Source organism: Gammaproteobacteria bacterium, assembly GCA_029881255.1.
In the GTDB taxonomy this organism is placed as follows: Bacteria; Pseudomonadota; Gammaproteobacteria; order S012-40; family S012-40; genus JAOUMY01.
In genome coordinates this window covers 808,582-828,010 of the sequence record JAOUMY010000001.1, presented here as the reverse complement: position 1 = coordinate 828,010, position 19,429 = coordinate 808,582, and the positions used below count along the sequence as shown (strand labels likewise).

Genomic DNA, 19,429 nt, shown 5'->3' with positions numbered 1-19,429 from the left:
ACCGAGACGGGAGGGAATATGAGCCAAGTAAAGAGCATAAGCGCCAAAGCAGCATACGATTTGCTAGAGAATAATCCACAGGCCATCCTTGTGGATGTACGTTCGTCTATGGAATTTCTGTTTGTAGGACACCCTAAAGGCTCGGTAAACCTGCCGTGGATAGATGAACCTGACTGGGTAGTCGACCCACATTTTACCGCGCACGTGCGACAGTTAATGCTGGGAGGGATAGTCTGTGACGGTGAAGGCTGCGTACCCGTACTGCTGATTTGCCGCAGCGGTAAACGCTCGCTGGAAGCTGGAAAAAAGTTGATCGAAGACGGATTTACCGAGGTATTTAACATTGAAGGCGGGTTCGAGGGTCCGCTAGACGAAAGCCATCACCGTAGCAGCATCTCGGGTTGGCGCTTTGAAGGACTTCCCTGGGAACAATGCTAACCATATGATTAAATTATGAAAAGCAAGCCAGAAAGAGAAATCACATTAAACGGTGCTAGGTTTACGCGCACCGCCTTGTCAACAGCAGTGCTTGCCAGCTTGTTAACCGCCTGCGGAGGAGGCCAAACAACTCAACTGCAGGCCGCAAACGCCAATATCGTTCTTGATGACGAAGGGGCCGCGCAAATACAGCTATCAAAACTGTCCTCTGGTGAAGGTCTGGAATTCAAAATAAGCCGTATGCCGGACACAGGCTTGCTTGCCTTACATTCTGACAAGGCCAACTACCACGCCGACCAGAATTTTACCGATCAGGACAGTTTTGAATACATTGTCAACGACCGTTACGGAAACTGGCGCGTCGGTACAATTACCCTCTCACTCCCGGAAACTCTAGCCAAAACCGATAGCGGTCCGGCTGCAGCCGACCCGATATCGGTTCCGGAACTTACCTTCTCTGAAAATATTCGCATTGAACCCGGTAGGCCAATTGATATCACGCCACTGGTCGCCCATCCCTACACCGTCGAATTCGAAACGCCAAGCAAACCGACCTTTGGAACACTTGCCCTTACCAGCCATAAACGGCTGATCTATCGTGCACCAGACAACTTTTTCGGTACTGATATGGTGAAGGTGACCGGCTGGCATGAAAATGGTCAACGTTTCGAGTACGAAATCGAAATATTGGTCTCTACGCTAGCCTATGTCGATGAATCCATCCGAGGTGAATTATTCGCCCTGCGCCCTTTACACCCAAGCGAAAGCCAACTCGTTTGGAAACAAATTGGCGGTTCTCCTGCAAGCATAGTGTCGAATCAGAATGGTCTTGCGTTAATACACCGCAACGGCAATAGTGGGGCACTCACGTTTGGCCTCTACCGTGTTGGCGCCGACAACGAAGAGCTTCTTGAGGTTCATTCAGCGCCTGCTATAAGCAGTACAGCAACCAAGTTCAATCCTTTTCAATTACAACTTTTACCTTACAAGGGACTTCTTGTTCGACGCCGGGAAAATACTTTATTCGTATATCTTGAAGATCTAGGCATTGTCAGTATGGACATCAGTGTACCGGACTCAGCTAAAATTACTGCGCTGTACGCAACACAACACTTTATACAAAATCTTGAGATATCTGATACCCAGCTTTTCGCTTCACACTATGATGGTATAGAGATCATTGACCATTCCATACCTGGCAAATTCGTGCTGAATAGATCCATAGAAGTTGAATCTCTTGATCCCGTCCGAATGAACCTGATTGGTCACACGCTGATAATCAAGACTTTCGATAACAGACTAGTCAATATTAATATAGAAGACAGCAGCATACGCGATATGACGCCAAACAGTGGCAGCTATGAAAACATTTATGTTCATGAAGATTCCCAAACGCTTATCACTACGGACGGTAACGGGCTTACCGTACGAAACGACGACACAGGTCAATTATCTTTTTTCGAGCATGTTGGGATTATCGACGCTTATGGCCGAAATGATTTCACAATTGTCCTCGATACCGCGCAATTCAGCATCTATGACAATGCATTTAATCTTATTTATAGCCAAACTGTTGCCTACAGCCCAGGCACCTATTTACGCATATCCGGAGATTACGCGCTGGTCATCAATCCACTGAAAGGCGCCTTTGTTTTCGATATTAGTGAGATTTATTCCACCAAACTGCTTGGAATATATAACTCCATTCACCGCTTACTTGACGCCGATGTTTACAATAACCAACTGGTTCTTCTTGACGAAATACACGGCATCCAGCACTTTGACCTAGCAAAACAACGCGATTTAGCATGGATCGATGAAAATGTTGGATACAATCGATTCCTCTCAGTCAGTAGATCCGGAGACTACATCTATCTTGGATCTTCATATCAAGGTCTACAGACCTTAGATGCAAGTGATGTTTTTGATATTCAAATTACGGGGACACAGTTTTCACCGTCTTCCACGTTGGAACAACGTATTCATCAGGACTTTTTGCTGGCTTCGAATCAACACCGCGGTGTTAGCGTCTATGACCTCAGCGCACATCCAGATAATCCTGAGATATTAGCGCAGTTTCCTGTAGAACAAGCGAATGACGCGCTGATCGTGGATCAAACCGTGATAGTTGCCAATAATATTTACGGGGTGTCTTTTTTCGGAATCGATACACCGGAAGATGCCATAACATTTGATACTCCGGGTCGCTCTGTCGCCTTAGCAACACGAGGAAATTATCTTTACGTTGCAGAATTGGAAGCTGGTATCTCCATATATGACATAAGCGACATCAGAAATCCGATATACATGGGCACGACTGAGATTCGTGGCTGGGCCTATGATATTGAAATTGTCGACGACATAGCCTATGTAGCCAACGGTACTTTTGGTGTCGCGATGCTCGACATCAGTAATCCACAACAAGTCATGCAACTTGGCGTTGTAGAACCGGATGTCGCCATTAACTGCAAACAAATCAAGTTATATGAAAATGAGTTATACGCAGCTTCCGGAGATGCCGGTGTATTCATTTTTGATATATCGACTCCTGGTGCTCCCATCGTCACAGGCCATTACAATACACCGGAATCCAGTATTGCGCTGACAGTTGATCGTGATTACATCTATAACATCAGTCAGTATGCGGGGCTAAATATCCATGATAACGCTCGCCCTTCTCTCGATGACGACTATCAGGATGTCTCTTTCGGATCTGTCCTGCAGTACCAAGTCAGTTGGGACAGTCTGGATGAACTGAATTTCGAGTGCCGTGTCTCAAATGGAACGTGTTACGTGCTGGACCTCGATCCCACTTCCCGCACTGCAACAGTAGAGTGGGAGACCGGCCCCACGCCTGGCACGCAGAGCATTGAAGTCGTTGTTGGAAACATGCGTTTTTATCGTTCCGCCGTCGACGTCATCAACATCTATTAATATCTATTAATCGAGTCTTAGACTCGCTGCTGCAGGCTTGTGTGGTAGAATACGCGGCTTTGCATCGACCAATAGTGGAATCATCATGTCAGCAATCCGTACCGAATTATTTCTCCAGGCCCTGGACCAACGCATTTTAATCCTTGATGGCGCTATGGGTACCATGATCCAGCGACACAAACTGGAAGAAGCAGACTATCGTGGAGAACGGTATAAGGATTGGAATTCTGACCTTAAAGGAAACAATGATTTACTGACGCTGACCAAACCTGCGGTAATCAAAGAAATCCACTGCGCTTATCTCGATGCGGGATGTGACATCCTTGAGACCAATACCTTTAACGCCAATTCCATTTCCATGGCGGATTACCACATGGAAGAATTGTCGTACGAACTCAATCTCGAATCGGCAAAACTGGCGCGCGAGGCCGCCGATGAATACACGGCAAAAGACCCATCCAAACCTCGTTTTGTTGCTGGCGTACTCGGCCCAACAAACCGTACAGCGAGTATCTCTCCGGACGTAAACGACCCTGGCTTTCGTAATGTCAATTTTGATCAACTGGTCGAATCCTATCTCGAAGCGATAAGAGGACTGGTCGATGGTGGCGCCGATATTCTTTTAGTGGAAACCATATTCGACACACTGAATGCCAAGGCGGCCCTGTTTGCCATAGAAACTTTTTTCGAGCAAAACATGCTTAAACTGCCCGTCATGATTTCGGGAACAATTACCGATGCTAGTGGACGCACTTTATCGGGGCAGACCACCGAAGCCTTTTACAATTCATTACGCCATATCAACCCCGTGAGCATTGGACTTAACTGCGCCCTTGGGCCAGATTTGCTTCGCCCCTTCCTCGAGGAAATGTCCCGCGTCTCGAATGTTTGCGTCAACGTACATCCCAATGCCGGCCTGCCCAATGAGTTTGGCGAATACGATCTCAGCCCGGAAGGGATGGCAGAAGAGTTAGCCGATTGGGCAAAAAGCGGTTTCATCAATATCGTCGGTGGCTGTTGCGGTACAACGCCGCCACATATAGCGGCTATTGCAAAAGCGGTAGCACCTTATCCGCCACGTAAACAGGCTGAGGTCTCGACAGAGTGCCGTCTAAGCGGTCTGGAGCCGCTCAATATCGGAGAGGATTCTTTATTTGTCAACGTGGGCGAACGAACCAATGTAACCGGCTCCGCGCGATTCAAACGCCTGGTTCTTGAAGGCGACTACGATACCGCCCTCGATATCGCACGTGATCAGGTAGAGAACGGTGCGCAAATAGTCGATGTAAACATGGACGAGGCTATGCTCGACGGCGTACAGGCAATGCAGCGTTTTCTCAATCTATGCGCGTCTGAACCGGACATTTCACGCGTACCCTTCATGATTGACTCTTCCAAGTGGGAAATCATCGAAGCGGGACTCAAGTGCATACAGGGTAAAGGCATCGTCAACTCCATCAGCCTAAAGGAAGGCGAAGCGGAATTTATCAAACATGCGAAGCTGGTGAGAAAGTACGGTGCTGCGGTCATTGTTATGGCCTTTGATGAAACCGGACAGGCAGACACGCAGGCACGCAAATTCGAAATATGCCAGCGTTCCTATCGCATCCTGACAGAGCAAATCGGTTTTCCACCGGAAGACATCATATTTGACCCCAATATTTTCGCCGTAGCGACGGGTATCGAGGAACACAATAACTACGGGGTCGACTTTATCGAAGCAACTCGCAAGATAAAAAAAGCCCTGCCTCACGCGATGATCTCTGGCGGCGTATCCAATGTGTCATTTTCTTTTCGCGGCAATAATGCCGTACGTGAAGCTATTCACGCGGTGTTTCTCTATCACGCGATTAAAGCCGGCATGGACATGGGTATAGTCAATGCCGGACAGCTAGCCGTATACGATGACTTACCGCAAGAACTGCGCGAACGTGTCGAGGACGTTGTTCTCAATCGACGCGAAGACTCAACTGAAAGACTATTGGAGATCGCCGACAAATATCGCGAGGGTGAAAGCAGCAAGACCAAAGATGACGAACAGGAGTGGCGCAAACTTCCTGTAGGAGAACGCCTGACCCACGCACTGGTGAAAGGCATAGACGCCTTTATTGAAGGCGATACGGAAGAAGCGCGCGTTTCATTTCCAGAACCAATACAGGTTATCGAAGGGCCATTGATGGACGGTATGAACGTCGTGGGTGATCTCTTCGGCGAGGGTAAAATGTTTCTGCCGCAAGTAGTGAAATCTGCGCGCGTTATGAAAAAGGCCGTCGCTTATCTGATTCCCTATATTGAAGCGTCGAAAAAGGCCGGTGATCGTGCTGCCGGTAGAATATTAATGGCTACGGTAAAAGGTGATGTACACGACATCGGTAAGAATATCGTTGGCGTTGTCTTGCAGTGTAATAACTTCGAAGTTTTCGACCTGGGCGTCATGGTCCCTGCACAAAAGATTCTGGAAGCCGCCAAAGAACACGACGTAGACATCATTGGTTTAAGCGGCCTGATTACACCTTCTCTAGAAGAAATGTCGCACATCGCAAAAGAAATGCAGCGCCAGGGCTTTGATATCCCCTTAATGATTGGTGGAGCGACAACTTCACGCGCACATACAGCAGTAAAAATTGATCCGCATTACAATGCCTCTCAGACCGTTTGGGTTAAAGATGCCTCTCGAGCTGTGGGCGTCGCGCAAAATCTGATTAGCAAGGACAATAAAACCGCGTTCGTTAAAAAGATAAAAGACGAATATGAAGCGGTACGCATCCAGCACGCAGGTCGCCAAATCGGCGCGAAAAAACTAAGCATCGCGCAGGCGCGAGAAAACAAGACGCGTATCGACTGGCAATTTTACGAGGCGCCAACGCCTAATGACAGCAGCCTGGTTGTCTTCGAGAATTATTCCCTCGAAGAACTGGTTCAATACATCGACTGGACGCCTTTCTTCCACTCTTGGGAACTACGCGGAAGCTATCCAAAAATTTTCGACGATGCACAAAAAGGTGAGGAAGCAAAAAAACTGTTCAATGACGCGCAACAGATGCTCGACGAAATCATTCGCCATCAATGGTTAAAGGCCAAAGCGGTAATTCGGATTTATCCAGCAAACTGCGTCGATGACGACACCGTGGAAATATATGCCGATGAAAATCGCGACAAGGTAAACGCACGCCTTCATTTTCTAAGGCAGCAGCAGGAGCGTCCAGACGGAAAACCCAATCAATCATTGGCAGACTTTATTGCGCCCAAAACAACCGGTATTGCTGACCATATTGGGTTATTCGCCTGTACCGCAGGTATCGGCATTGACGAGCATGTCAAACGCTTCGAAGATCACCATGACGACTACAACGCGATTATGTTGAAGGCGCTGGCTGACAGACTGGCGGAAGCCTTTGCCGAACGCCTGCATCAGCGCGTACGCACAGAGTTCTGGGGATATACCGAAGAAGACCTCGACAATCAGGATCTAATCGCTGAGAAGTATGCCGGAATCCGACCCGCCCCAGGCTATCCTGCCTGTCCAGAACACACCGAAAAAGGAACATTGTGGGAAGTATTAGAGGTCGAAAAACACACTGGCATCGAACTCACAGAGCACTACGCCATGATGCCTACCGCCTCTGTCAGTGGCATATATTTCTCTCACCCTGATTCACGCTACTTCAATGTTGGAAAAATCTATCGTGACCAGATTGAGGACTACGCAACGCGCAAGAATATGTCGGTGGAAGAGGCAGAGAAATGGCTAGCACCCAATCTCGGTTACGACTCTTAACACACAGGAATACCGATATAAAACAATGGCATACGAGAAATAGGTAACGAATCGAAATATCATTATATAAATCAGTGATATAACCAATTAATCTAGTGTTAATTCTTGGTTGTTAGCGTGTACCCTATGTGTAAAGAACGCTACAACATCTGGGTAGGAAGCTTGTTAACGCTGAGCATAATAAGTGTTCTTGGCCAAAGCTTTTTATCCGTTCTAGCCCCAATCTCTGTCTTCAGTAGTCTGGTGGCCATCACCCTGATCGTCATGCAGATGCGCGCTAAGCCCGCCCAAGACCGCAAACACTGATTTACAAGAGAATTCGAATTTGCTGTGATAGTAGGAATTCTCTTAATCGAGTTCCAAACCATGCAACGATTCAAAATACTGGCATATATCCTCATCATCGCTTTCAGCACCGAAACCGCAGCCGTTGATGTAGTATCAACGCGCACGCTCACGCACACCTTAGCCGTAGAGCTAGCATCTTCAGCGGTCAATATTTGTGAAGGATTGGGCTATCAGGTTAGCGCCGTCGTCGTGGATAGAAATGCTATCACCCAGGTGGTTATCAGGAGCTCTCTTGCACCGCGTTTTACCATACAAATAGCAGAAGAAAAGGCTAACGCCACTATCATGGCCGGCATTAAATCCGGTGAACTAGTAAAAAACCGCCAGGATATACGTCAAGAACTCAACCATGTAGATGGCTTACTCATGTTGCGCGGTGCTATACCCGTCACGGCCGGTGGCAATCTGCTTGGAGCGATTGGCGTAAGTGGCGCCCCCGGCGGAGATAACGACGAACTCTGCGCTCAAAAAGCCTTGGAAAAATTCGCCGAGCGACTAGAATTTGCTGACTGAGTTTACACAGTGCGCACACAATTTCGCCCACAACGTTTAGCAGTGTAGAGCGCCTTGTCGGCTTTCTCAAAAAATTCCCGCCAGCCCGCTTCTTCAGCAAGCGCTACAGCGCCGATACTGACAGTAACTGCTAACTGTTGATCATTATGAATGCAGAAACTACTGGAAATCCTTCTGCGTATGCGCTCAGCCAGATTACACGCGCCTACAATATTGGTATTGCTGAGCAAAACAACAAACTCTTCGCCACCATATCGGAAGACCACATCACTCCCACGTATGCAGACACCAATACCTTCAGCCACTGCTTTGAGCACCTTATCTCCGACCAAATGTCCGTGCAAGTCATTGAATTTCTTAAAATGGTCAATATCAATGCATAACAAGCTCAATGGGCTACTATGACGCCTGGCCAGGCTGATCTCCCGCTCCAGGGATAGCTCAAACATCGCGCGATTATTAAATCCGGTGAGTGAATCCTTATATGCCGCCTGTTGAGCCCTGTAATAAAGCAACGCATTGCGTAACGGATATACGAGATTACTAATCATGAACTCGATTAGTTCGATGTCTTCCGGGCTGAATCGCGCGACACTTGTCACTTCAATAAGACCAAGGATTTCATGGTCTGGCAAAACAAGCCTGTACCGCAGACTATGTTGCGCCGGATTACCTAAGGTTCTGATTAATGACAAAGCCTCGTTGGAGTAAGTCACGCTCGAAAATTGGACCAGGCTCTTCAGCTCGCGGTCGAAGGATTCAATAAGCGTATATACATCGAGAGTCGATTGAAGGCGGCTACTCAGACGCAGTACCTGACCGGAATTGAGATGAGATTCGCGGGTGAGCGCCGCCCCTCCCTCGTCTTCCAAGAATGTGTCGAAAGCGGTTACCTCAGATATTACGGAAATCATAATTTCTACCTGGCAAAGAAACTGTAAAGACAGGAGCGAAGCGCGTGCCAATCGCAAGATAAACTTCCAGAATAGTCAGTAAGTGGCTGAATAAATAACCTAAAATGTATTTTTAAATAATAATCACTATCACCAAGCTCGATATTACGCAGCGTAAACGGCAAGATATTTCCGCCTCAAAAGAGATAGGCAATTGCGACATATTTTCGATGGCTTTTTGTGATTGATTCCCCTAAACTACGCGCTCTCCGCGGAGCGGTAGTTCAGTTGGTTAGAATACCGGCCTGTCACGCCGGGGGTCGCGGGTTCGAGTCCCGTCCGCTCCGCCATTTCATTCCTCTAGTTTTCATTTTTTCGATCAATTCTCGGCACCAGATACCGATATAGGTTCACGTCCTCCATCTGCTTAGAGATTCTGTCGAACGTGAGCCTCAGTATACGACTCAAAACCGGTCTACCGGTCGCAATCCTTGCGATAGTCATACTATTACTGCTTTTTGTAGGGGGATTAGCACTATCGCATTCACAGGCACACTCTGAACAATTAATCGACTGGTTCGAGGAAGGCGGCAAGATCAACCAGCTAGACCGCCATTCCACTGAACTTCTTTTCCCACTTTCTGTATTCGTCATGGGCCAGCATCAGGAACACCACAAGTTTCAAAGACAGCAAGCACAGGAACAGCTTAATCAACTTAACATCACTCTGGACTCACTGCTCAAACAAGAGCATATGGTCGAAGAAGAACGAAAAAAAATATCAAACATCGCGAAACACCTTGAAGCAATCAATGCCGTCGCGACGCAAATCCTGCAACTACAACTACCAAAAGAACACGACATCGGGATGAACCTCATCGACAAAATTGTGAATTTACACATTGCTCCGATGCACAAAGAACTCGAACGATGGCATAGCCAGGATATGCAACGTGTTTATCATATCCAAAACTCAAACAGTCTACGCATGCAAGACTACTTTATGTACGCAAGTGCCTTGGCTTTACTTACAATCATACTGGTTGGATACGCGACTTGGGTTAACCATAATGTAATCATAAAACCGGTAATTCGAATCAAGCAAATGGCTGAGAAACTTGCTGGTGGCAATCTAAAGGATCGGCTTAATTTCAATACCAAAGATGAAATCGGTCAGCTGGCAACCAATATTGACGTTATGGCAAACTCTATGGACAAAATGTCCGTTCAGCTTGGCCAAATTGCGCGCGTAGATGATCTAACCGGGCTACTTAATCAGCGAGCCTGTGACGAAATCATAACCCATCATACCCAGGCTGGGCGTCGATACGAACACTACTTCAGTATTTTGATTCTCGACATCGATAATTTTAAAAGTGTAAATGAAAAGTACGGACGTTCTGCTGGTGACGATACACTTGTAAAATTTGCAAACATTGCCACTGAGCAACTCAGAGAATGTGATTTTATGTTCCGCATAGGGGGAGAAAAATTTCTGATTATGCTCCCGAATACAGACAAAACTGATAGTGAAAATGCAGCTGAAAGATTGCGAAAAACCATGTTGGATACCAGCGTGGAAGTTGATAGAAAAAAAGTAAAAGTAAGCCTTAGTATCGGCATTGCATCCTTTCCTGAGGATGGCCTGGAAAAAGACGAACTTTTGCGCAAGGCCGAGCAGGCACTTATTCAGGCAAAGAGTACCGGACGCAACCAAACCGTTGCCTTCCACAATCCCCTGCTGTTGTAGATTATCCCTTATCTCAAGAACCTATCTATATGCAACTGTCTAAACGGCAGCATTTATGCAATCAAATTGGGAAAAGGAATCCGTTATGCTTCAGTTTAACAACGACGAAACACTCATTGTCAGAGCCCACCATATCGCAGATCGGCTACGCATACGCAGCAGTGAACTGGGAGAGGTTGTCGCGGACTATCCCTTAACTATACAGGTTAACAATCATGGTTATGTTATCCTTTTCCGCTACGGTTCCGTTGTCTTTTTTAATCTCGATATTGACGAGGAAAAAGACCTGTTGGAAAAAATTGGCGCTTTTTCTCGTGCTAACCTTGACGAACCGGAAGCCGAACAACAGCTCGTTACCATAGACCCAAATCGTGCAGAGGGCATGTATCAGGACGCTCTCAACCTGAAAAGTTTCGATCTGGAGCAAATGCAGATCTTGGCTGAGATACTTGCGAAGAGTGTTGCCCTGGCATACTACGAGCGACTCGTGGCCGACGTCATCAATCGCGTGGAGCCTCTCGCCACCAATCTGCAACAAAAAGGGCGTAGCGGTGTTAACAGCAAAGCCCTACTAAAACAAGTTGGCGCCAGCCTCGCTGTCGAGCACAAAATGCTTGGTCGTGTAGAAGTTAATGAAAAACCCGAGCTGCTATGGGACAGACCCGATCTCGAACGCAATTATTTGCGCCTGGAAGACGAATACGAATTGCAGGAACGGCATACCGCCCTCGAACAGAAACTGAACCTGATCACGCGCACCGCCGAAACTTTGCTCGAACTCATGCGTCATCGCAGCACCCATCGGGTGGAATGGTATATAACCATACTCATAATCATTGAAATCATCATCACCCTATCTAATTTGCATTAGATCAAATATGCCCACAAAACTTGCCCCAAAGCATTCATTATGGTTAAGCTTTGGCCTCACACGCTAAAGGAAAAAAAATGGCTTCTACCGTAGATGAATTAACTATTGAATACACTGAAGATGGCCAGGTGACCGTTAAGGAGCTGGATAAGGAAGTTTTGACTAAAGGCGCTTGGTCAACCGTGGTTTTCCGCTACCAGGATTGGGACCGTACCAAACAAGAATACGGGCCGGATAAATACAGTATACGTCGCTATCAGAAACGCAACGGTGCCTACCAACAGAAATCGAAATTCAATATCTCTAGCAAGGATCAGGCAAAGAAGTTGATTGAGATTCTGGAAAAGTGGATGGCCGAAAACTAGGTTTGATAACAATCCTATGAGAACTATTGTCGTATTGGTGTTATTACTCAGCTCTATTGCGTGCACGAACAGTCGCGTAGTGAAGCCGCTGCACACCGGTCAATTGGAGGCGGGCCTAGATGTGGGTGGGCCGATCTTTCGCTTTGGGGATAATTTCATCCCCATGCCCTTGAGCTCTCTTTCTGCAAGCTATGGCCTCAAACCCGACCTTACACTGTATGGTGGTTGGCACACCACGGCTGCGGCATACGGCGTGGCGCAAATCGATCTTGGCGTCTTAAAGGAGATTTTACCGCCCGACGGGATGTTGCCGGGAGTAAGTTTTGCCCCCGCACTTAACCTAATGGTTGATCGATGGGAATTCGCCTATGCCGCATACCCTTCAATTGATATGAATTTGTATTGGCTGGCTTTCGAAGGCCCCGATTATTTCTACGTGGGTATGGCCAACTGGTTTGAGTTACGCCAAGCCAGAGCTCATGGTGAAGATCAGCCAACTCATTGGGTACCCGCTCTACATGCGGGCTATAGCTGGTTGCCGGGTAGACTGCGGCTTACAGCTGAAGCCAAATATCTCGCTCCATTTAGTAGTAACAAGAATATAGCCGTCGAATATCTTGGTCCATTGGACTATGGCACCCTTGGCATTTATTTAAGTATGGGGTATCGATTCTAATGCAGATGAAATCGATTTTTTTTGCTTCTGTTATTGCGCTGACAGCGTGTGCCCGACTAGATGCAAATTTGTACAATAACTCCACGTTAACACAGTACTCTCTGGACAATTACCAAGGTAAAACTGATATTACAGTTGATAGTAGTTACAACATACCAAGTAATCTTATCATTCCATTACAAGACGAGATCATATCTAACGACGGCACATCAGAGCAGAAAGTCTATTCTTATTTCCTCGGAGACCGCACGCAGATTGGGACACCAGGCTACAAGGTAATTCTGTACTGCCATGGCAACCGTGATCACATGGATTTTTATTGGCCGAGGATAAAACTACTCGCCAATGTGGGCGACAAAAATCGCTATGGTGTGCTCGCCTTTGATTATCGAGGTTTCGGCATGACTGGTGGCGAACCTAGTGAAGAAGGTCTTTACGTGGATACGGCGGCTGCCATCAACTGGCTGGAAAGCGAAGGATTAGCGTCGAGCGATTTCATTATTTATGGCTTTAGCATGGGAACGGCTCCCGCAGTCGAACTAACCGCTAATCCACGAGGTAATCTCGTGGCATCAAAAATCATTCTTGAGGCGCCTTTCGCATCTGCGGAAGTGATGGTTCAGGACAGCACCCTGCTGGCCATACCAGATAGTATGGTGACGAATTTAAAAATCGACAACGCCGAGGAAATAAAAAAACTTACCAACGTGCCTCTACTGTGGATACACGGTACGGCGGATGACTTTCTTAGCATTCATACTCACGGCGAGATTGTTTACAAAAACCATCCTGGTGTAGACGGTGTAAACAAGCACGCTGTTCGAGTAAGCGGTGGCGGACACACCGATATTCCAGTCAAGTTGGGCTCAACGCCACTGGTGGATTACACAGTAACCCTATTCGATTTTATCGAAGGCTAAATATGAATAAAAAAAGCCGCCTGCAGGCGGCTTTTTTACTTTAAACGCATGTTTTACAAAGAAGCAGCATTTTCCGCCAGATAAGAGGCAACCCCATCAGGCGTATCCTTCATACCTGCATCTCCTTGCTTCCAACCAGCAGGACATACTTCGCCGTGTTCTTCATGGAATTGCAGCGCATCAATCATGCGCAACATCTCATCGATATTGCGTCCAAGTGGCAGATCGTTCACGACCTGATGACGGACAACGCCAGCACGGTCGATAAGGAATGAACCGCGGAAGGACACCGCACCATCTGGCGTTTCAACATCATAGGCTTTACAGATATTGTGCGTCATATCGGCTACCAGCGTATAGCCAACAGGTCCGATTCCACCCTGGTTGATAGGTGTATTGCGCCATGCATTGTGTGTGAAATGCGAATCGATGGATACGCCAATTACTTCAACATTTCGTCTCTTGAATTCCTCAAGGCGATGATCGAATGCAATCAGTTCTGATGGACACACAAACGTGAAGTCCAGCGGATAAAAGAAAATAACGGAATATTTGTCTTTCGACGCATTGGCAAAATTGAAATTATCAACGATTTCGCCATTGCCCAGCACGGCAGGTGCCGAAAAATCAGGTGCTTTGCGACCAACTAGTACAGCCACGGTAATTCTCCTTTTGCTGTGAATGATATAACCCAGGAACCGAGCGATGGAGGGGAGCGCGGCCCCCGAGCACGATGTTTAGAAGCTATCTAAAGTCGCAATATCCTACTGAAATCCGCGGTTAATTTCAATGTCAGATAGCGTAAAATGCGCTCTGGTAAGCATTTTAGTCTTGCCCTTGATCTTGGTTGACCTATCCGATTAAATAGGGATCCACAAAACAAACATCCTTTTAAATTATACGGTTTAAATTTATGATAAATATCGTTCAGGACTGGCACTGGTGGGTCATAGGCACCCTACTCATCGTTCTTAATGCGCTTTCGAGATCTGTCATTCTTACCATGCTCGGACTGGCAGCCATCATCATCGGCTTTATCCTGACGATAGACCCCTTTTTTCCAGTCAAGCATCAAATGGGCGGATTTGTCATGTTAGCGATGACGCTCATCCTAATATCCAGCCTGCTCAACAAGGGAAATCTCGAACTGTTTCCGAAACAGGGCCCACTCAACGAAGGACCGGGAAAGGAACACATAGGCAAGACCTATACCTTAGAAGTCCCGATGTTTGAAGGCAGTGGCACTCTCAATATTGAGGGAAAAATATGGCCTGTCGATGGTAGAGACCTGGATAAGGGTACGAAAGTTAGAGTCATTGGCTGCCGTGGAGAAACACTGCTGGTAGTGGATGAAAAGGCAGCCCAGAAGTTCGAGGCCGAAAAGGCAAAAAGAGCAAAGGAAAGCGAACAACACGTCTGAGATGAAAAAACCTCCGCAACGTAGTCCAACGGCACCATACATACACCGGGGCAGTGACAATACAGCCCCCTACCCGGTTAGCCGCATGGCACCTGCCGTTGAACTAGTCGATCTTGCGAAAGAAATCGCCCAAGCCGATGAGCTGGTTGGCTTGCAGCTAAATCACAAATTACGGGTAATTGCAGACCAGATTAAACGACTACAGGACGCTGCCCATGACATTCTGTCTAAGGCACAACAAGATCAACAGCTCAATCACGCTGAGTGTAATTTCAAGAAGGTAGCGGGCAAAACCTATCATCTTTATGCAAAAGACGAAGACCAGCTTTATTGGTCCTTACTATCCCCCCAGGACTGGAACAACACGCCCCCACATCAGTACCGAGGCGCATGGGTTATGCAGGCCGACCACACATGGCTCACCACTGACAGTGAATCAGATCAGTCACGAACACAAGCCATCATACAGGGTTTGTTGGATAGCAATTAAGACAGCCTCCGCACTATTTGGAAACTGCCAACTCGTACAGTTTCTGTACCGATTTCCAATTTCGAGTCGTCGAAATCAGTTTGAGCTTTTTTTCCAAAAAATTATTGTTCAATTTACTTTTGCCATAGCCGTCGGGACAATACAAATAGGCCAATTGGCTATCGAATCTGATTTGTTCCGATTTTGAAGCAACAGCTTCGATCTGTGCTATCGCTCCGTCATCAGGTCGAGCTGAGAGAAAACTGACAAGCACTTTAGTAGGATCTTTCGCAACAATTTTCGGCCCGAATGGACACTTGTCGAGTACATTCTTCATTTCACTCAATGTCAATACACGAACCGGGACGTGAAATCCAAAGGTCTCAGCAATGTTACTTTCCAAAACTTGCTCTAGTTTCCTAGCATCTTTTTCAGTCGCCTGAAATATTACGTTACCACTCTGGACATAACTAGTGACGTTATTCAATCCAATAGCTTCATACATTGCCTTTAAATCTGCCATTTTTATGAGTTTTTGGCCGCTTACATTGACACCACGCAACAAGGAAATGAATGTCATACTTTTCATTTTCGTATTTATGGACAAGCGATCTCATTGACGCTGTTTATCACAATTTCTTCGAGTGGGACATCCTGAGCAAAAGGACCATTCGCACCAGTTGCTGAGGCACCAATAGAATCAACTACACTCATTCCCTGTATTACTTTTCCAAAAACCGCGTACCCCCATCCTCGAGTCGTTTCGGCTGAATAATTTAGAAAAGAATTATCTACAAGATTGATAAAAAATTGTGATGTGGCAGAGTGAGGATCACTCGTCCTAGCCATTGAAATTGTCCCACGAAGATTTTGTAATCCGTTATTTGCTTCGTTTTCGATTGGGGCATTGGTTTGTTTTTGATTAAACAGTTGATCGAAACCGCCACCTTGTATCATGAAACCCGAAATGACGCGATGAAATATTAGACCTTCATAAAAACCTGAACCCGCATAAGAGAGAAAATTACTGACACTTTGGGGAGCCTCCGCTCTATTCAAGCGCAGCTGAATATCGCCTTTTGTCGTTTTCAATTCAACACACGCGTCTGCCACGCTTCCCGACTTTGTGTCTTTATGATCGCCTTGTGTAATGTCCTCGCCACAAGCAACAAGCGCAGGAATAACCAATACACTTAGCAAGAATTTAACTCTCATTTACACTTCCCTCATGCAACTTCAATTTATTCACTTTATAAAACACAAGACACATTAATGACAACAGTTAACTCAATTGCTTAACACTAAAACGCTTTACAAAATAAAATCCATTGAATACAGTAACAGACTTTTCCAAAGTTAATTCTTTTTTCTGAACTCGTCCGATAAGCGCCAATCTTTCATCAATATTCACTTTCCAAAGTGAAGCCAGAAACGGTTCCAACTTTGTAATAATTGTTCGAAAAATCCACAAACGATACAAAATATGCTGCACCGGGGCATGGGAATAGTCTACAAAAACCAATATCCCGTTGTTTTTTACTACCCTGAGCAATTCTGATAAAACCTTTTCTCTCACGTCTTCAGGTAATTCATGCAAAAGAAAAAACACAATCACCGTATCGAAAGACTGATTTTTAAAAGCAAGCTTCTCGGCGTTCATTCTACTTGCAATCAATCGTAATACGTTGACCTTCTTTCTGGCTTGAAGTAACTGTTGCTGCGCAACATCGATAATATAAAGTTTGTTTTTATCAAGCTTTTCGAGCAACTTAGGTGTCAAATGCCCATATGCACAGGTCAATTGTAACGTCTCGCCGTCAGTTGCTGGCACCATGTCCAATGCAGCATTAAGAAGTCGCTTATACTGCCCAAACAAGATCAAATTGATTATAAACTGGTGATCAAAGAACCATATAGCCGGACGCCACAAGTAGGCCCACCAATAATGCCGGGCAAGGTATTCGGGTATTCCCTTTTGAAATAGTTGATAGATTCTCAAAATAATTTGTTGACCATGTGTCGGATTTTTTCGATTTGGGGCGGTTCATAGCTCTGCCGTTCCTCTCTACCCCATACAACATTTGGCCAGGCTACGTCACTGCGATTCCTTCCAATGACATGTATGTGCATTTGTTCCACAACATTCCCAATCAGAGCAATATTCAACTTATCCGCATTCAGCCTCTCCTTGATCGCTAGCGATAAAAGATTAATCAGTTTATTTAGTGAAAACTGTTGCTGTTCTGACAATTGATACCATTCTGTGATTTCCGTCGTTGGAACGATAATAAACCAGTGGTAAAGAGAATTATTCATAAGTAGAAGCTGCGCGAATTCAACGTCACGCAGGTGTATCGTGTCCTGCGTTAGTCTCGGATGCAAAGAAAACTTACCCATATCATTTCCTTCAGACAAAAAAAACGGGTTTAGAAAACCCGTCCAGTATTTTGACACCGTTGAATACTCACCCCTAGTGCCGAAAATGTCGCATATTGGTAAACACCATGGCAATGCCATGCTCGTTTGCCGCTGCGATAACTTCTTCATCACGCATCGAACCGCCTGGCTGAATAACTGCGGCGATTCCTGCTTGAGCCGCGGCATCAATGCCGTCACGGAAAGGAAAAAATGCGTCGGAAGCCATAACCGAGCCCTTTACCTTCAGACCCGCATGCTCCGCTTTTATTGCCGCAATCCTGGCGGAATTGACACGACTCATTTGCCCCGCGCCAACGCCGATGGTCATATTATTTTTAGCATAGACAATTGCATTGGATTTAACAAACTTGGCCACACGCCAGGCAAAAACCAAATCGGCCATTTGTTCGTCAGTTGGTTTGCAATCGGTTACGCATTCCAATTTTTCATACAACGCCAAATCGGCATCCTGCACCAATAAACCGCCATTAACTTTTTTGAAATCGAGAAAGTTACTCGCTTTATCCCAGGAACCGCAGGACAACAGGCGCACATTCTTCTTGCTACTCACTGCCTCACTGGCTTCGAGCGAAATAGATGGCGCTATAATCACTTCAACGAACTGGCGCTCCACTATTGCTGTAGCCGTTTCCAAATCAAGCTCTCGGTTGAAGGCAATAATACCGCCAAAGGCGGACTCGCTATCCGTCTGGTATGCACGATCGTAGGCTTCGATCAAACTATCACCGATCGCAACGCCACATGGATTAGCGTGCTTCACTATCACGCAGGCTGTTTCATCAAATTGTTTAACACATTCCAAAGCCGCATCTGCGTCTGCGATATTATTATAGGAAAGCTCTTTACCTTGTAATTGGTCTGCGGTTGCAATGCTAGGCTGAGAAATTCCATGTTCAACATAGAAAGCCGCTGCTTGGTGCGGATTCTCGCCATATCGCATGGATTGCTTTCTTTTGTATTGGCGATTAAACGTCCGAGGAAAGTCGGAAACCTTGTCTCCTCGCGCATTCATAGTACCGAGGTAATTGGCTATCGCACCATCGTATCGAGCAGTATGTTCAAAAGCCTTTACTGCAAGATCAAAGCGGGTGTCAAAGCTTAGTACACCATCACTCGATATCATCTCTGCGAGAATACGATCATAGTCGGCAGGGTCGACAACGATAGCAACATCTTTATGATTCTTTGCCGCAGCGCGAACCATTGTTGGCCCACCGATGTCGATGTTTTCAATCGCCATCGGCAATTCACAATCTGCGCGCGCTATCGTTTGTTCAAACGGATACAGATTTACGATAACTAAATCAATCGCTGCTATTCCATGTTGCCGCATCACTTGATCGTCGGTTCCACGACGACCGAGAATACCGCCATGGACTTTAGGATGCAAAGTCTTGACACGACCATCCATCATTTCAGGAAAACCGGTGTAATCAGAGACTTCAGTAACATCAATTTGCTCGTCAGCAAGCAACACAGCCGTGCCGCCAGTCGACAATATATCGACCCCTAATTTCTTTAACGAACGTGCAAAGTCCACCACGCCCCGCTTATCCGACACACTGATAAGCGCGCGATTAATCTTCGCCATAGAATCTGCCCCTGAATCGAATGC

Annotated in this window: 18 protein-coding genes and 1 tRNA gene; 12 read left to right on the top strand and 7 right to left on the bottom strand. The window is 46.3% G+C overall.

Features of this window, described 5'->3' with window-relative positions:
• The first annotated feature begins 18 nt into the window (after nt 1-18).
• The 4 genes from OEZ43_03820 (at nt 19) to OEZ43_03805 (ending at nt 8,011) form a co-directional block, all read left to right on the top strand.
• Nucleotides 19-438, top strand: a complete 420-nt coding sequence (locus OEZ43_03820; protein MDH5544695.1) for a rhodanese-like domain-containing protein — start codon at nt 19-21, stop codon at nt 436-438.
• 15 nt (nt 439-453) lie between these two features.
• Nucleotides 454-3,372, top strand: coding sequence for a hypothetical protein (locus tag OEZ43_03815; protein ID MDH5544694.1), 2,919 nt, complete (start codon nt 454-456; stop codon nt 3,370-3,372).
• A gap of 85 nt (nt 3,373-3,457) precedes the next feature.
• Entirely contained in the window at nt 3,458-7,150 is a 3,693-nt protein-coding gene (gene metH / locus OEZ43_03810; protein MDH5544693.1) for a methionine synthase, read from the top strand.
• Between the two features lie 366 nt (nt 7,151-7,516).
• Complete coding sequence (locus OEZ43_03805; protein ID MDH5544692.1) at nt 7,517-8,011, top strand: heme-binding protein; 495 nt, start codon at nt 7,517-7,519, stop codon at nt 8,009-8,011.
• Nucleotides 8,012-8,013: 2 nt separating this feature from the next.
• Here the strand turns inward: OEZ43_03805 and OEZ43_03800 are convergent, their stop codons facing one another.
• The gene (locus tag OEZ43_03800) at nt 8,014-8,925 is read right to left on the bottom strand and encodes a GGDEF domain-containing protein (GenBank protein ID MDH5544691.1); all 912 of its coding nucleotides are present in this window, start codon (nt 8,923-8,925) and stop codon (nt 8,014-8,016) included.
• A gap of 252 nt (nt 8,926-9,177) precedes the next feature.
• Between OEZ43_03800 and OEZ43_03795 the strand changes: the two genes are divergently transcribed.
• From OEZ43_03795 to OEZ43_03770, 6 genes are all read left to right on the top strand, one after another.
• Nucleotides 9,178-9,254: transfer RNA gene (locus OEZ43_03795), tRNA-Asp, on the top strand.
• 95 nt (nt 9,255-9,349) lie between these two features.
• Complete coding sequence (locus tag OEZ43_03790) at nt 9,350-10,654, top strand: diguanylate cyclase (GenBank protein ID MDH5544690.1); 1,305 nt, start codon at nt 9,350-9,352, stop codon at nt 10,652-10,654.
• Between the two features lie 85 nt (nt 10,655-10,739).
• Entirely contained in the window at nt 10,740-11,525 is a 786-nt protein-coding gene (locus OEZ43_03785) for an RMD1 family protein (GenBank protein ID MDH5544689.1), read from the top strand.
• A 77-nt stretch (nt 11,526-11,602) separates the two neighbouring features.
• Nucleotides 11,603-11,890, top strand: coding sequence for a hypothetical protein (locus tag OEZ43_03780; protein ID MDH5544688.1), 288 nt, complete (start codon nt 11,603-11,605; stop codon nt 11,888-11,890).
• 16 nt (nt 11,891-11,906) lie between these two features.
• On the top strand, nt 11,907-12,566 hold the full coding sequence (locus OEZ43_03775; GenBank protein ID MDH5544687.1) for a hypothetical protein: 660 nt from the start codon (nt 11,907-11,909) through the stop codon (nt 12,564-12,566).
• A complete protein-coding gene (locus OEZ43_03770) occupies nt 12,566-13,486 on the top strand; it encodes an alpha/beta hydrolase (GenBank protein ID MDH5544686.1) in 921 nt (306 codons plus the stop codon). The genes OEZ43_03775 and OEZ43_03770 overlap by 1 nt, the downstream gene beginning before the upstream one ends.
• A gap of 53 nt (nt 13,487-13,539) precedes the next feature.
• Here OEZ43_03770 and OEZ43_03765 read toward each other — a convergent pair whose 3' ends face one another.
• Nucleotides 13,540-14,145: a peroxiredoxin C gene (locus OEZ43_03765; GenBank protein MDH5544685.1), complete on the bottom strand. Its 606-nt coding sequence runs from the start codon at nt 14,143-14,145 to the stop codon at nt 13,540-13,542.
• A 254-nt stretch (nt 14,146-14,399) separates the two neighbouring features.
• On the opposite strand from OEZ43_03765, the gene OEZ43_03760 reads away from it, so the two are divergent.
• Both OEZ43_03760 and OEZ43_03755 read left to right on the top strand, forming a co-directional pair.
• Complete coding sequence (locus OEZ43_03760) at nt 14,400-14,906, top strand: NfeD family protein (protein MDH5544684.1); 507 nt, start codon at nt 14,400-14,402, stop codon at nt 14,904-14,906.
• Nucleotide 14,907: 1 nt separating this feature from the next.
• Entirely contained in the window at nt 14,908-15,396 is a 489-nt protein-coding gene (locus tag OEZ43_03755) for a DUF2452 domain-containing protein (GenBank protein ID MDH5544683.1), read from the top strand.
• Nucleotides 15,397-15,409: 13 nt separating this feature from the next.
• Here the strand turns inward: OEZ43_03755 and OEZ43_03750 are convergent, their stop codons facing one another.
• From OEZ43_03750 to purH, 5 genes are all read right to left on the bottom strand, one after another.
• The gene (locus OEZ43_03750) at nt 15,410-15,955 is read right to left on the bottom strand and encodes a DUF1697 domain-containing protein (GenBank protein MDH5544682.1); all 546 of its coding nucleotides are present in this window, start codon (nt 15,953-15,955) and stop codon (nt 15,410-15,412) included.
• A 17-nt stretch (nt 15,956-15,972) separates the two neighbouring features.
• A complete protein-coding gene (locus OEZ43_03745; protein MDH5544681.1) occupies nt 15,973-16,590 on the bottom strand; it encodes a peptidylprolyl isomerase in 618 nt (205 codons plus the stop codon).
• 67 nt (nt 16,591-16,657) lie between these two features.
• Nucleotides 16,658-17,374 carry a rhodoquinone biosynthesis methyltransferase RquA gene (gene rquA / locus OEZ43_03740; GenBank protein MDH5544680.1) on the bottom strand — a complete coding sequence of 239 codons (717 nt, stop codon included), beginning with the start codon at nt 17,372-17,374 and terminating at the stop codon, nt 16,658-16,660.
• The gene (locus OEZ43_03735; protein ID MDH5544679.1) at nt 17,371-17,772 is read right to left on the bottom strand and encodes an HIT family protein; all 402 of its coding nucleotides are present in this window, start codon (nt 17,770-17,772) and stop codon (nt 17,371-17,373) included. The genes rquA and OEZ43_03735 overlap by 4 nt, the downstream gene beginning before the upstream one ends.
• Nucleotides 17,773-17,845: 73 nt before the next feature.
• A complete protein-coding gene (gene purH / locus OEZ43_03730; protein MDH5544678.1) occupies nt 17,846-19,405 on the bottom strand; it encodes a bifunctional phosphoribosylaminoimidazolecarboxamide formyltransferase/IMP cyclohydrolase in 1,560 nt (519 codons plus the stop codon).
• Nucleotides 19,406-19,429: the final 24 nt, after the last annotated feature.